The sequence below is a fragment of the Pseudomonas sp. PDM25 genome (assembly GCF_019219045.1).
Lineage (GTDB): Bacteria > Pseudomonadota > Gammaproteobacteria > Pseudomonadales > Pseudomonadaceae > Aquipseudomonas.
This window is the reverse complement of sequence record NZ_JAHUWL010000026.1, coordinates 23,900-37,221: the sequence shown is the minus strand read 5'-3', so window position 1 is coordinate 37,221 and position 13,322 is coordinate 23,900. Positions and strand designations below refer to the sequence as shown.

Genomic DNA, 13,322 nt, shown 5'->3' with positions numbered 1-13,322 from the left:
ACGGTGGTTCGCTTTGTCTCAAATATGCGACCACGTATAGTATCGGAGGGGTGCAGTTGGCGACCCCGGAAGCAGTCAGGTCGGGCGATGATAATTTAGCGGCAGTTACGCCGCTTGGCCTTAAGGGTGCGTACTTGCCGAAGTTGAATCCAGAGGTCGATGGCGCCGTTACAATTACCAAGGATCAAACGAAGTACCCACCTGCCGACCGGGAGCTGGTGACTGCGGACTGGGTACGTCAACAACCGGCGTGGCGAAATTCGATTTTCGCCGAATTGAACCACCAATCATGGTATTCCGATACAGCCGATCCAGGATTCGTGTGGCGGCTTTTGGCTGGGCCTGAGGATTTACAGGATGGGGATACATACGTCGCCATTTACGGGGATGCGGAAAGCCAACTCTTTTTGCCTAGCGATTTCGATTCGATGAAGTACCTGCGGCCCGGAGCTCGGATTTACTTCATTAACCAGAGTAATAACCAGTTATTCGATGTGATGTTTACAGGGATAGGCACAGAAGTCATCTCTTGTCCGCACGACTCGAATATTTCATCAAAATTCACCATTCGCCCAGGGAAGCGAGCCAATGTTCAGTGGATGGGAGGAAAAACATTTATGGTAAATTTCACTTGATCTGAGCCATGTCAGAAGTAGTCACCGTGGAGCGATCTAAAAACGGTGATATTATGGAAAGCAGCACGGGAACTCCATGGATTGCCCCTATCAAACCGGTCACTAATACCCCGTTACCTGACTCGACAGGATTACCTCGGTCACGACGAGTTCATTCGTGGGTCTAGCTACTTGGGCAAAGCCGCGAGTAAACACTTCGGCGATGGTCAGCATGGCTGTGGAGCAACCGGTGTAGAGGCGGCTTTGAGACAGATAGCCAGGGTTCGCTCGCTGATCAAGGCGAAAGCCCCGACTCCTTGCTCTGTGAGCGCGAATGGATGGTTTTAGTTATGACTAAGCGGTCGACTAAAATTTCTCATAGAGAATCACTCATGAGTTGAAAGTGGATGCCAGTCTTTTTTTTCTTACAATTCTATTTAAGGATATTTATGATGAGTAAGCGTTTGTTCGCCGAGTTTTTCGGCACATTCTGGCTCGTGTTAGGCGGGTGTGGCAGTGCCGTTCTTTCAGCAGCGTTCCCGGAGCTTGGCATTGGCTTCGCAGGAGTTGCGTTGGCGTTTGGCTTGACAGTGTTGACCATGGCTTATGCTGTTGGTCATATTTCAGGTGGTCACTTCAATCCAGCTGTCACCATTGGTCTTGTGGCTGGTGGGAGATTCGACGCCAAGGATGTTGTGCCTTACATTGTGACTCAGGTTGCCGGAGCTATCGCTGCCGGTGGTGTCTTGTACCTGATTGCTAGTGGCAAGGCTGGATTTGATGTTACTGCCGGGTTTGCTACCAATGGATACGGCGAGCATTCTCCTGGTGGTTATTCGTTTCTGTCGGCTGTTGTTACAGAGTTTGTTCTGACGGCCTTTTTCTTGCTCGTCATCCTTGGGGTAACCGATAAAAAGGCTCCAGTAGGCTTTGCACCGTTGGCCATCGGTCTTGCGCTGACCTTGATTCACCTGATCAGCATTCCTGTGACCAATACATCGGTAAATCCGGCCCGGAGTACCGGGGTCGCCATTTTCCAGGGAGGCTGGGCTTTGTCGCAGCTGTGGGTGTTCTGGGTTGTTCCTCTGCTTGGCGGTGCGGCTGGCGGCTTGATTCATCGCTATTTGTTGGCTGATGATCGTAAGTAAGCATCCAGTTCTCTGATCTGTGGATAGTGGGTAAAGGCGGTAAGCACTACTGGTGCCCAATGCCGGACTACCTACTCGCTTCAATGAAGTTCTGTTCCCGCGACAGGCCATCCGGGCTGATCTCCGGATGACGTACAGCCCCTGTATCCCTGATGCAGGTCGACCCCGCCCAGTGCGGGGTTTTCTATTTCTGGACACGCAATCCCAGCATTCTGACTGCCGCGTTCAGGTAATGAGCGGATTGAGCCGACCAGGCTCTCAAAGTACTTTGACCACATGCAGCAGATGGTAGGTCTGTCTGACGACCGTTATGGGAGCAGATTACCCGTGGTCAGGGGTATTGCCCCAGCTGTAATGATGACAAAGACGGCTACGGTGATGAGCTTGGTATCGGTGTTATCCGGCGCGATGATCTCGATATTCGGCCGACGATCCATTACGTGATGCGCTACCTAGGCAAAGACATTCAGTATTTGCGGCTAAAGCCTGTGGGGGCTCGTTGCTTGCGTAAAGGTCAGGCAAAGAAAAGTTCCTGGGTGACTAATCAGCCCATCGCTCGACAAAAGTTGGATGCTGAGTAATTTGAGATGACCGCCAGGTGTTTTGGGCGCGAATAGTTATCCGAACTCTTCAGCCGTCACAGCTGCCTGTGCAAGGTCGCTTCCAAGTCCCACGCACTTTTTGACATTCTTCATAACGACGGACTGCTGTGCGGCCAGCCTGGGTGATTGCATCGCCCGTTCGACCCTGGCGCAATGGGTGGGTAAATGTGTTTTGATGGCGGCCTAGATTTTCTCCATGGCCGGCTTGATTAAAGCCATTAACTACTACAGTTAACCTTATGGCGATATCGCAACAGAAGCCTTCTTCCAGGAGAAATTATGAATAAGCTATACCTTTCGTCTTTTATGACCCGGCTGCTTATGGGGGCGGCGCTCCCCGTGAATGCCGGAGAGCGGGCTGCACTTAGGACTCCTCAATCAGGAGTACTCTGCGACAATTATTTATGTGCAAGCGATGAAGGTGTGTCCCGAGAACTCACCGAGAACAATCTCGGCTGAAAAGTTGCGGTCAAGCTGTTCTCGTGGAGCGATTTCAATTTGAGCGAATTTACCTTCGTCAATGGAATATTTTGCGATGTAAAGGAGCGATTGTGTCGAGAAGATCGATATTACGGTGTGGACGGTAAGCTTTGTGAAGCAGTGTCGAAGAAATACACCCAGCTTCTGTTTGATCAATTAATCACAGAGCGACGTTCTGGTGTTAGAACTGCAGGGCGCCGAAGATGTGAGCTATTTGCTTATCGGGATCCCTGCTAGGACGAACGGCCACCATCACCCACCAGGTAGTGCCGCTCGGTTAAATTGATCAACTCCTTCCAAGACACCACCCGATCCACCTCGATCAGGAATAACTGTCTAGTGTGCTGTTCTCTAAATAATTTTTCTGCGACCTAGGCTACACTTTCTCTGTCATTCAGTGCTCGGGGGGCACGCACGTGAACGCTCAAGAGTTGTTCTCAGCCCAGAAGAACAAGCCGTACTCAGCCGTCGAGTATGCTTAGCCACCATCAGCCAGCGCGACGGCCGTCGCGCCCGAGTGATCCTGCTGGCAGCTCAAGGTTGTTCGCGGAAAGAAATCGCGCGTTTGACCGGTTTCTCCCTCCCAACGATCACCTGTTGGTGCCAGCGTTTTCAAACGCTGCGATTGGACGGCTTGCTCGACAAGCCGGGGCGTGGGCGCAAAACATCCTTGCCAACTGACGTCGTGTGTCGTGTCCTCGAACAGGTTACAAGAATCGGCAAGCCTCGATGGAGCTGTCGGAGCATGGCGCGAGTCGCCGGGATCTAGGCCGCCAGCGTGCACAGGCTGTGGGCCCCAATGACCTGAAACCAAACCTGACACGCACCTTCAAACTGCCCAATGATCTACATTTCGAAGTGAAGTTTTGGGACGTCATTGGCTTGTATTTCGACCCGTCAGACAAGGCGTAGGTGCTTTGCTGCGATGAAAAAAGCCAGGTTCAAGCCCTGAAGCGCACCCAGCCAGAACTGCCTTTGGGGATCGGTCATCCGCACGCAATCGCATGATTATAATGGCACCGTCACCTTGTTCACTGCGCTGGAGTTTCTCAAGAAGATGAATCGCGAAATGCCCACGCATCTTCAGTTCCATTTGATCGTCGACAACTACGCCACGCACAAACATCCCAAAGTGAAGGCGTGGATTGAGAAGCACAAACGCTTCCACATGCATTTCACCCCGCCCTCCAGTTGATGGATGAACATGGTTGAACGCTTCTTTCGCGACATCACGGTGTGCCTGCGTGACGGCAGCTTCATCTCGGTTCGTGAATTGGAAAGCTCGATTACCACGTTCCTGGCACTGCGAAATGCGCAGCAGACTCGTTACGTCTGGAACGCCAAGGGGGAGGATATTTTGAACAAGATACAGCGAGCCCGTGAGGCAATGGCCTCACAGTCGACCGGGTAAGTTATTTTCAAAACAGCACACTAGAGGCTTGCTTGAATTTGTCGGCGAACTCAACATCGGCTGAGGGCATTTGCTGTATCAGGAAAACCCGGCGAGTGGAATAGATGAGGGTATTCTCTAATACATATTTATTTGACAAGCGTCTTTTTTCGACTAGCCTTTGATCGGATTTAGTTAGGTTTAGTTTTGCTAACTGCCCATTTAATGACTGTTATTTTAGGCTGAGCTTTAGGCTGCGCCTCATGAAATAAATTGATATTTATTTCCTTGCAGCATGAGCTTCATTGTTTCAGAGCTCAAGCCTGAACATTCGGCGGTGTCTAATAATTAAGTTACTAGTCTCGCGGTCATTGTTGTATCAAAAAACCCATTATTAAAGTGAGATCATGTAAATGATTGACAGGGACGTCATAGAGAAAGAATTTTCGGATTTCACCAGAGAGCTTGCTGGTGAGGCGTGTAGCAGCCGATCACAAGCTCAATATGGTAAGTGGCATCGGCAGTCGCACTGGAATGGGCGAGAGTTCTTGCGATTTCCGGACTTTATCGTCAAGGCCTCGTCAGAGTACGATGTCGTCGTGACGGTCCGTTTTGCACGTCGTATGGGCTTGGCCGTCTGCGTGCGTAGCGGCGGTCATAGTTTCTCTGGGGCATTTCTGCGCGAAGGTGGCATCTTACTGGACGTCTCGCAGCTACGACAGCTCGAGTTTGACCAAAAAACCCTTCAGCTAGTGTCGGGCCCCGGCGTGACTAGTTATGAACTGAGTCAGGAATTGGCACAGTTCGGCTTCGGCTTTCCCACTGGACATGCCGGTAACGTTGGGGTTGGTGGTTTTCTGCTTGGCGGCGGGCTGGGGATTAATTTCGGTACCTGGGGACCGATGAGTGCCTTTAATATAATTGCACTTGATGTTGTGACTGCAGATGGTGAGCTGAAGCATGTGAATTCCGACGAGAACGAAGATCTGTTTTGGGCTGCTCGCGGCGGTGGCCCCGGACTCTTCTTCGTAGTTGTGCGGTTTCACCTGACGTGTATGTTATTGCCCGCTGAAATCACAACTCGGTCGCTTCGCCTGCCTTTCAGCCGGCTTAGCAGCGTGCTTTCGGAAATCGAAAGGATCAACCCGGATAGAAAATTACAACTCATGCTAGCTGTTGTACCAACGGATCATCTTCACTCGGATGCCGACTACGGCCGTGAGGTAATACTGAATACAATTGCATTTGCGGATAACCCTGCCCATGCTTCGGCTCTACATGAATCTGTAATCGGACGCCTTGAGGAAAGTGCGAGCCCTGAGCAAGCTACTAGTTTTGAGGCCATACACCGCCAGGGCGACGATACTTTCGCAATCGGCCGCTACCGCACCGACAACATTCTTACTGACCGTCCAGAAGATGCCGTTCGTATCCTAGCCTCTCATTTATCCCGCCAGCCATCACCTCAAAGCTTACCGTTATTCATCTGGAGAGGTACACCGGAACTACCCGATGCAGCATTTTCTGCGACGGGCATGTTTTACTTTTCAACTTACGCACGCTGGAGTGAAGCAAAGGATGATGATGTTAATCGCCAATGGTTGATTTCGCTGTATAACGAACTGCAAGCGATTTCTTCAAATTGCTACATAAACGAATTTGACTTGGAAGCGCGATCATCAGAAGTTAAACGATGCTTTTCTGAACACGGATGGCGACGATTGCGCGAACTAAAATGTTTGTACGATCCCGACAATATTTTTCATGACGTATATCTTGAAAAACCCTGAAGACTGAATTTATTTTATAAACTCGCACATGCATATATGCAAGGAATATATGAATACTTCAACGACTTTACTTGATCACGTTGAGCGCTGGTGTAACTTAACTCCCGATGCGATGGCTGTTGTCACGACGCATGAAAAGCTCACATATGGGGAATTAGCGCAATACAGCGATGCTGTCGCAACCTTCCTGCACAATCATAATATTGGCCCCGGGAGGATTGTACCTATCGAGGCTACACGAACAGTAGACTTTATCGTGGGTCTATTGGGCATCATGAAAACAGGTGCGGCGTACTCGCCTATCGACCATGGATATCCAGAAAAACGTAAGTCCTACATAATTGAACAGACCCAAGCCCCCCTGACGTTAACGACCATCCCCCCCAAGCTGTTCGACAGAAAAAAATTAGACCGGCGCGCAGTGAGCGTAGCCTCGTTACGCCAAGGAAACAAAAAAAAAATAACACACCGTCCACTGACTAGCGATGCCATATATGTAATTTTTACCTCCGGTACCACGGGTGTTCCTAAAGGTGTGATCGTTGAGCACTATTCCGTCGAAGCTTTCGTCATCTGGCATAACAAACAGTTCAGCATTGACCAGTCTACTCGTTCTACTTTGATGGCTGCTCTCGGGTTTGATGTTGCCCACTGGGAAATTTGGTCACCGCTTTCGGCAGGCGGTACGCTCTACATGCCGGATGACGAAACAAGACGCGACGTTGATTTATTGATTAAAATGCTTGATAGATCAGAGATTACGCACGCTTTTGTGCCAACGGTGATGGCTCACGATCTGATTGCTGCCAGTCGCCCAGGGCCAAAGTCGCTTAAGTACCTCTTTACGGGCGGTGAAAAATTAAATCCTATCGACACTGATCATATTCACTATCAACTAATCGATTATTACGGGCCGACAGAAGCCACCATCTGGGCGAGCTATCATCCAGTTTCAAGTTCAAGTCTCGGCCTGCCACCCTCGATCGGAAAGCCTGTTTGCGATACGCAACTTTGGATCCTCGATGAGCAACTTCGGGAACCACCAAAGGGGCAAATCGGCGAGATTTGTATTTCCGGCCCCTGTCTTGCTCGGGGGTATCTTCACAATGAGCGCCAGACTCACGAGAAGTTTCTTACCCACCCCTTTCTACAAGATGCCCGCATCTATCGAACAGGAGATCTTGGGAAATGGCTACCAGACGGTTCAGTCCAGTTCCTGGGGCGTACAGATGAACAAGTCAAAATAAGAGGCCATCTCGTCGAATTGATCGAAATCGAAACGGTGATAGCTCGTCAATTAGGTGTAAGAAAGGTTAGCGTCATTGCAACATCGCCCGTGGTAAGTGGTGACAAGGAGATTGTAGCATTCATCATTCCAGATAACGTGGCTATATTGGCCAATGAAATTATCCCGAATATTCGCGAGGGTATTGGGTCGTTTCTTCCAGATTATATGATGCCCGGTAAGTACCTGGTCGTTGACACGTTTCCCGAAAACGTGAACGGGAAAACCGATAAAGCCTCGCTACGATCTCTATTTGAACAACATAAAGCCTCTGTCCCACTTCATGATTACTCAGCGATAGCCGATGTTTTAGAACGTTCTATTTTTGAGGTTTTCGCGAAGACACTGGGGCACACAGATTTTGACGATACAGGCAGTTTCTTTGATATCGGCGGTCATTCTCTGCTCGCTGCACAGGTAGTGGTCCACCTGTCCAAGCATTTCAAGCTTCCACTGCGTATCACCGATCTGTACAATCACCCATCTGTCACGACGCTCGCAACTGAAATCAAACGTCGTCTGCAATCTTCAGACGAGATATCAGATCATACCTCCCCTGAAACATTACGTAATGATGCGACCCTCCCCGAAGATATTATTTTCTCAGGAGCTTTCGACAATCGACGATTGGAGAATGCCGAGCATCTATTACTGACGGGTGTGACAGGTTTCGTTGGGATCCATCTGCTTGCCGAATTGCTAGAGCGAACCGAAGCTGTTGTTCACTGTATCGTACGAGCGGAGGATGCGAATCAAGCAGACCTTCGGCTCGCTGAGAAGCTCACTCAATACATGGTTAGCCTTTCCGCATCACAGAAAGCCAGAATCAGATTATATATAGGGGATATCTCTGAACCGTGGCTCGGTTTGATACCGGCTGATTATGATGCACTGAGTTTGAAAATTGATGTCATCCATCATTCGGCCAGTGCAGTAAACTTTATCAAACCCTACTCATCGATGAAACAGGACAATGTAGACGGATTGATTAATCTCATCCGCTTCGCCGCTGCCGGTCGGATAAAAGCAATGATGCTGCTATCTACCATTTCCGTCTATAGCTGGGGTTATTGGATCACAGGTAAGAAGTTAATGCGGGAGGACGATGATATCGATCAGAACCTTCCAGCGATTTGCGCCGATATCGGCTACGTTAAGAGCAAATGGGCAATGGAAACGATTGCCGACCAAGCCGAGTCAAGAGGAATGCCATTGATGACTTTCCGTCTTGGGTATGCGACGTATCACGCCAAAACAGGAATAAGCGCCAGTTATCAGTGGTGGGGGCGATTGGTAAAAACTTGCATTGAGCTGGGTGCGATACCAGACCTTGAGGAGTTACGTGAGGGGCTTAGCACGGTAGATTACATGAGTAAAGCTGTGTCCCACATTTCAAAAAATTCGTTGGCGCTGGGAAAAAAATTCAACCTGATCCATTCAGGTGATAGAAATGTCTCTCTTAAGGGTTTTTTTATGCGACTTGCAGAGCACTTTGGATACAAGTTCCAAATCTTGCCATTTCACGAATGGCGTGACCTCTGGGAAAACGACGACAGCGCACCTCTTTACCCAGTGCTGAATTTATTCAAGGATCCCATGTATGAAGGGAAGTGCATTCTTGAACTTTACCAACATACCTACGACTGGAAACACGACAATACACAGAACTTCCTTGAAGGCAGCGATATTCTACAGCCTGAATTTGATGCCAAAGAGCTAGCTCACTACCTTAGACACTCGATTGGTGTATTTCCTGCCGGATAAGCCTAAAACTACAGTGCTTCGGAGCATCGTTCAGCAACTGGGCGATGACTTCGATACCGAAAAATCTCGGCAACCTCCTTTTGGGTTTGCGCTTCATCGTGCATAGCGGGATGACCGACTGCATCCGATAGCAGTCGCAGTAACGCCGCAACGTTCCTGCGTCATAGGCCTTATCGGCCAGCAACCAACGACAGCGCTTGCGTAGGAGGCCGCGCAAACTCTGAATGTAAGCGTTATCCAGCGGCGGTTGCGCATAGATGATGTTACTGGTTTGCTCGCCTGGCAGTAGAAAGTTCAGCGGTACGCCATTGGCATCGCACAGCATGCGGATCTTCATCCTCAGGCCGCCCCGGCTTCGCCCGAGCGTATGGTCTTGCGGTTCTTCAGGCCCCCTTTTTTCCCCAGCGCCAGAAGAGGCCCAGGGTGCGCGTACCGCAGTGGAGTCAATCATCCAGATCTCTAGCTCAATTAACCCTTGCTCGTTCAGCTTGATGGGAAGCTGCTTGACCATCTGGTCGAATGTTCCGCGATTGCGCCAGTCACGAAAGCGCTGATACACCGTTGACCATAGACCGAAACGCTCGGAAATGTCGCGCCAGACCGAGCCCGAACCGAGCACCCAGAGCACGACGTTGAGCATCAGCCGATCATCTGCCCGTAGGCGTCCGTTACGGCGGGGTTCACTGAAGATGCCCCTAACCAAATCCAAGGCTGTGTTGGGAGTTCATACCGTTTGGCCATCGTGGGCTCCTGCCTTTGAATGGGGGCGAACTTTACTAACTCCCGACGCATACTGGACTCAAATGAGTTTCAGATGATTTCGTACAGAGCCTAGCCTTATACCCACAGATAGCGTGCCTCTCATGTTGCTGCGGGCTAGAAGTGAGGTACCAATGCTTCTGTGATGCGCCGGACTCCAGAGGCATAAAGGGCTGTCTACAGAGGTGCGAAACCAAATCTATATAACCAATCAAGCAATCGATGTCAGTCATCTTCAGATACGAGCCTGCCGAGAGAGGACTCCTGGAATAACCCTTCAGTTAAAACCATCATAACCAGCTTGAGGTATGACCTAATTCACAGGACATACCGCCATGACTGTTCCTCTCAAGTTAAAACGACTCCCTGGTAACACGAACCTACGCTGACATGACGAGACCTACGATGGCTACCCACTCATGGTGGACAAAGGCCCCTTAGTTGAGCAGTACTTGGAGAAGTTGTACCAGGCGCTGCAATACGCTTTGAATGACTATGCCCGTGTATTTGCCTTCAGGTTTAACTTGAGATTGCCTCATAGCCAGGACCTACCTGGCGATGCTAGGACCAATAGGGTCATACCGCGCTTCAGGGCCTCGCTGGAGGCGCAGATCAATCACGATCGTCAGGGTACTAGTAGATTGAGTCGATCGCCCATGACAGCTGTCAGGCTCTTCTGGGTGGACGAGATTGGGCCGGAAGGTCTGCTCATTACCACTGCATTGTATTGACTGATTCGGCAGGATTACTTCGGTCACGACGAGTTATTTCGTCGGTCGAGCTACTTGTGCAAAGCTGTGACTAAACACTATGTTGATGGTCAACATGGATCTGGCGACAGTCGGTATTAAAGCCTAGTAGACAGCTCGTCTATTATACCCACCTTGAAAAGCGCCGCGTACATCGCTGTGGCGGGTCTTGATTACGGATTGGGATATATGCATGTAGAATTATGGATAATATGCCCGCTGAACAGCATCGTGCATCATGTCTTTTACTAGAGTAGTTGAATCGTTGCCGTCACCTTTTATCTGAAAGTGAAGACCGGTTAGCACTGACCTTATCGACGACACCAACGCCTCATCATTGGTTCCGTAAAGAACGACCGGCCTCCCCAACACAGTGGCAAGTTTAGCGCCAAGTGCCGGGAAGGAAGTGTGGCAGGCTAGAATGTGTAGTGGCGTATCGGTTTTTTTTGAAATAGTTTTAGTCCGTAAATTTTTCCAGAGTTTTTAATGCCACAATTGTATTATTACTTTCTACCATCCCAAATTCGTTGACATACAAGAACGCTCCGATGTTGCCATGGACAACTAAGCCAGGCTCGCCCGTTCCGTTGAAATTATCAGTATACCCCCAACATTGTTCATCAGATTAGCTAGACTAGTTTTACTTTTTGTTTTTCCTAGGCTCTCCAGTGTTTTGGTGTCAGGTCTGAAAAGTTTAAAATTTGCACGACCGTGTTCTGCTTGAGAGGGATACGGCTCCCCGTATTTGGCTATGTTCGCGGCTTCTTCGCCACCGCGAATTGCCTTGCGGACTCATGTTGTCCGGCGAGGTAAAGCGCCTTAGCGCTGGGCTATATAAGCGGTAGCCATTGCCAAGGTGATACCCACCCAGCACCGAGTCGATACGTTCGCCGTTAACGCCCAGTACGCTGCTGACGTAATCGGCAGCGCGTTGTTCGAGTTCATCGTCCTTGCTGTGCATCCTTTCGCGTTATTGTATTAGCAGGTCAAAACTACCAATCTACCCATTGTTCAGGTTGCATAAAACGATGCCGGCGGTCAACTCGGTTGTTGAGCAAACGATGTTGAGAGACGCCTTGAGACAATGAATTAAATATATGAGACATCGCGGGGTGTCTTTCTCGTAGTTTAATCTAATCTATTTAAATGCGCTGTTGTGCTAACTATTGCTGGATTCGGTCTTAGCAAATGAGCAGAACCATGTTGATTCTCGACCTGCAGCTAGGCGAAACCATCCGCATCAACAACGACATCAGAGTCACCGTGGCGATCGATTGCGGCAAGCAAGTCCGCGTCGGAATAGAGGCACCTGAATTGGTGGCTGTCCACCGCGAAGAGATTTATCAACGCATTCAGGCTAAAAAACTGGAACAACTCTAATGACGCAGAGTGTCATTGATGAACTACGACAAGACCGGCACTTTCTTGTTGAGGGCATTAGCCGTTTGATTGACGCTAGCCCCAAGTGGAATAAAGAAGATCGGGCGCGAGGAGAGGCAACCTTTATCAACCTCATCCACCAAGGCACGTTATTGAAGCGAAAATCGACACGATCAATGCGCTGGAGGGGTCGCCTGAATAACCCCGTAACAGTGTTAGGCTTCGGTGCGTTAATTTAATTAATTGTGCAGCGCATTAATCACTGCTCAACTTTGCATTGGGCGACTGTGGACCTTATTCAGATAATTTGCCAATTAAAAAGGGGTGTATTCGTACTCCACTCGTCGTGGTCGAGGCGGGTGTTGCTGCACAATCCCAGACGTTTTTAACGTCGGATAGAAATATTGTTGACGACTCAACATGCCGTTCGCTTGAGATGCTGCATACCGATGAACGGCGTCCTGATTGGCAAATTGTCAGACTGGTTGGGTTAATAAAAAACTGAAGCGCTTTACCGCTGTTATCGAGTCGCTTCTGGTACTAAGGCAGTAAGCGATATAGGTCCGTTGAGGGCTAGTATGAAGCCCTGTGATTCAATAGCACTGTTCGTTTGGTGTTTTATAAAAACTAGGTCAGCTTGCTTTCCAATAGCTTTTAAATTCTTATTTCAGAGTCGAAGCCACCTAAATGAAGACGTTTTTAATTAGTTTCGTATCCATAACTCTGGTCGCGCTCGCGGGATCAACGCTGGTGTTTGCTGACACGACACGCGTTTTTAGTCAGGCAGTGATTTTCTCGCCAACTCCTGGGGTTGTATGCGATAGAAAGTCAAGTTTCTGTGTCGATGCAAAAGGTATTTCACCTGCGCTGACAGAAGCTTACTTGGATTTTACAGCGATTGTAACACTTGCAAATAAGATGGGAGATGGTACCGATTTAAATAAGGAGTCGTACTACTTTAGCAATGGAATATATTGTAGCTCTAGAGAGAAGCAGTGTTATGCAGGCCGCTTAAACCCCCAGAAAAGTAGGCGTGAGGTAGCTGAATTGTCGTTTAATATATTTGGCGGGGTGCCTTAAGCGATGTGCAGTCACTCAAGTGTCCGGCTGGTTGGAAATATGGCCTGCAATCTCAAAGGTCAGTTTGGTTCGCCGTGCGTGAAAGTGAAGTTCGTCAGCCAGTATGACCAGGTGGCGAATTCGCCTCAGATCAATTAAGTCGTCCAACACGTTAATCACTGCTAAAGTATGCATTGGACGATTGTACATGATTTCCGATACTTTGCCGCCCCAAGAAGAGCACGCAGCTGTTCGGCACTGGATGTGCCTTACCTGCATTAGTACTCGCACTTCAATGCTTC

The 13,322-nt window shown here is 49.3% G+C and carries 9 protein-coding genes and 2 pseudogenes; 10 read left to right on the top strand and 1 reads right to left on the bottom strand.

Features of this window, described 5'->3' with window-relative positions; genetic code table 11:
* The 7 genes and pseudogenes from KW848_RS30180 to KW848_RS30150 form a co-directional block, all read left to right on the top strand.
* Nucleotides 1-635 (top strand): hypothetical protein (locus KW848_RS30180; protein ID WP_218539030.1); only part of this gene is annotated, 635 nt, incomplete at its 5' end.
* A 431-nt stretch (nucleotides 636-1,066) separates the two neighbouring features.
* Nucleotides 1,067-1,762 (top strand): aquaporin Z, encoded by a 696-nt coding sequence (aqpZ, locus tag KW848_RS30175; RefSeq protein WP_218539029.1) that lies wholly within the window; start codon nucleotides 1,067-1,069, stop codon nucleotides 1,760-1,762.
* 881 nt (nucleotides 1,763-2,643) lie between these two features.
* Nucleotides 2,644-2,823 (top strand): YcgJ family protein, encoded by a 180-nt coding sequence (locus KW848_RS32645; RefSeq protein WP_218539028.1) that lies wholly within the window; start codon nucleotides 2,644-2,646, stop codon nucleotides 2,821-2,823.
* A gap of 39 nt (nucleotides 2,824-2,862) precedes the next feature.
* A complete protein-coding gene (locus KW848_RS32640) occupies nucleotides 2,863-3,081 on the top strand; it encodes a YcgJ family protein (protein ID WP_218539027.1) in 219 nt (72 codons plus the stop codon).
* Between the two features lie 160 nt (nucleotides 3,082-3,241).
* Nucleotides 3,242-4,255, top strand: a pseudogene (locus KW848_RS30160) (IS630 family transposase).
* A 392-nt stretch (nucleotides 4,256-4,647) separates the two neighbouring features.
* The gene (locus tag KW848_RS30155; protein WP_218539026.1) at nucleotides 4,648-6,024 is read left to right on the top strand and encodes an FAD-binding oxidoreductase; all 1,377 of its coding nucleotides are present in this window, start codon (nucleotides 4,648-4,650) and stop codon (nucleotides 6,022-6,024) included.
* 49 nt (nucleotides 6,025-6,073) lie between these two features.
* On the top strand, nucleotides 6,074-9,073 hold the full coding sequence (locus KW848_RS30150) for an amino acid adenylation domain-containing protein (RefSeq protein ID WP_218539025.1): 3,000 nt from the start codon (nucleotides 6,074-6,076) through the stop codon (nucleotides 9,071-9,073).
* 58 nt (nucleotides 9,074-9,131) lie between these two features.
* On the opposite strand, the pseudogene KW848_RS30145 reads toward KW848_RS30150, so the two are convergent.
* Nucleotides 9,132-9,814: pseudogene (locus KW848_RS30145) on the bottom strand (IS5 family transposase); the annotation flags it as partial.
* Between the two features lie 437 nt (nucleotides 9,815-10,251).
* On the opposite strand from KW848_RS30145, the gene KW848_RS30140 reads away from it, so the two are divergent.
* The 3 genes from KW848_RS30140 to KW848_RS30130 all read left to right on the top strand — a co-directional run bounded on the left by KW848_RS30140 (nucleotide 10,252) and on the right by KW848_RS30130 (nucleotide 13,041).
* A complete protein-coding gene (locus KW848_RS30140; protein ID WP_256365331.1) occupies nucleotides 10,252-10,563 on the top strand; it encodes an inovirus-type Gp2 protein in 312 nt (103 codons plus the stop codon).
* A gap of 1,218 nt (nucleotides 10,564-11,781) precedes the next feature.
* Nucleotides 11,782-11,961 carry a carbon storage regulator gene (locus tag KW848_RS30135; RefSeq protein WP_218539023.1) on the top strand — a complete coding sequence of 60 codons (180 nt, stop codon included), beginning with the start codon at nucleotides 11,782-11,784 and terminating at the stop codon, nucleotides 11,959-11,961.
* Nucleotides 11,962-12,648: 687 nt separating this feature from the next.
* Complete coding sequence (locus KW848_RS30130; protein ID WP_218539022.1) at nucleotides 12,649-13,041, top strand: YcgJ family protein; 393 nt, start codon at nucleotides 12,649-12,651, stop codon at nucleotides 13,039-13,041.
* The last annotated feature ends 281 nt before the right edge of the window (nucleotides 13,042-13,322 follow it).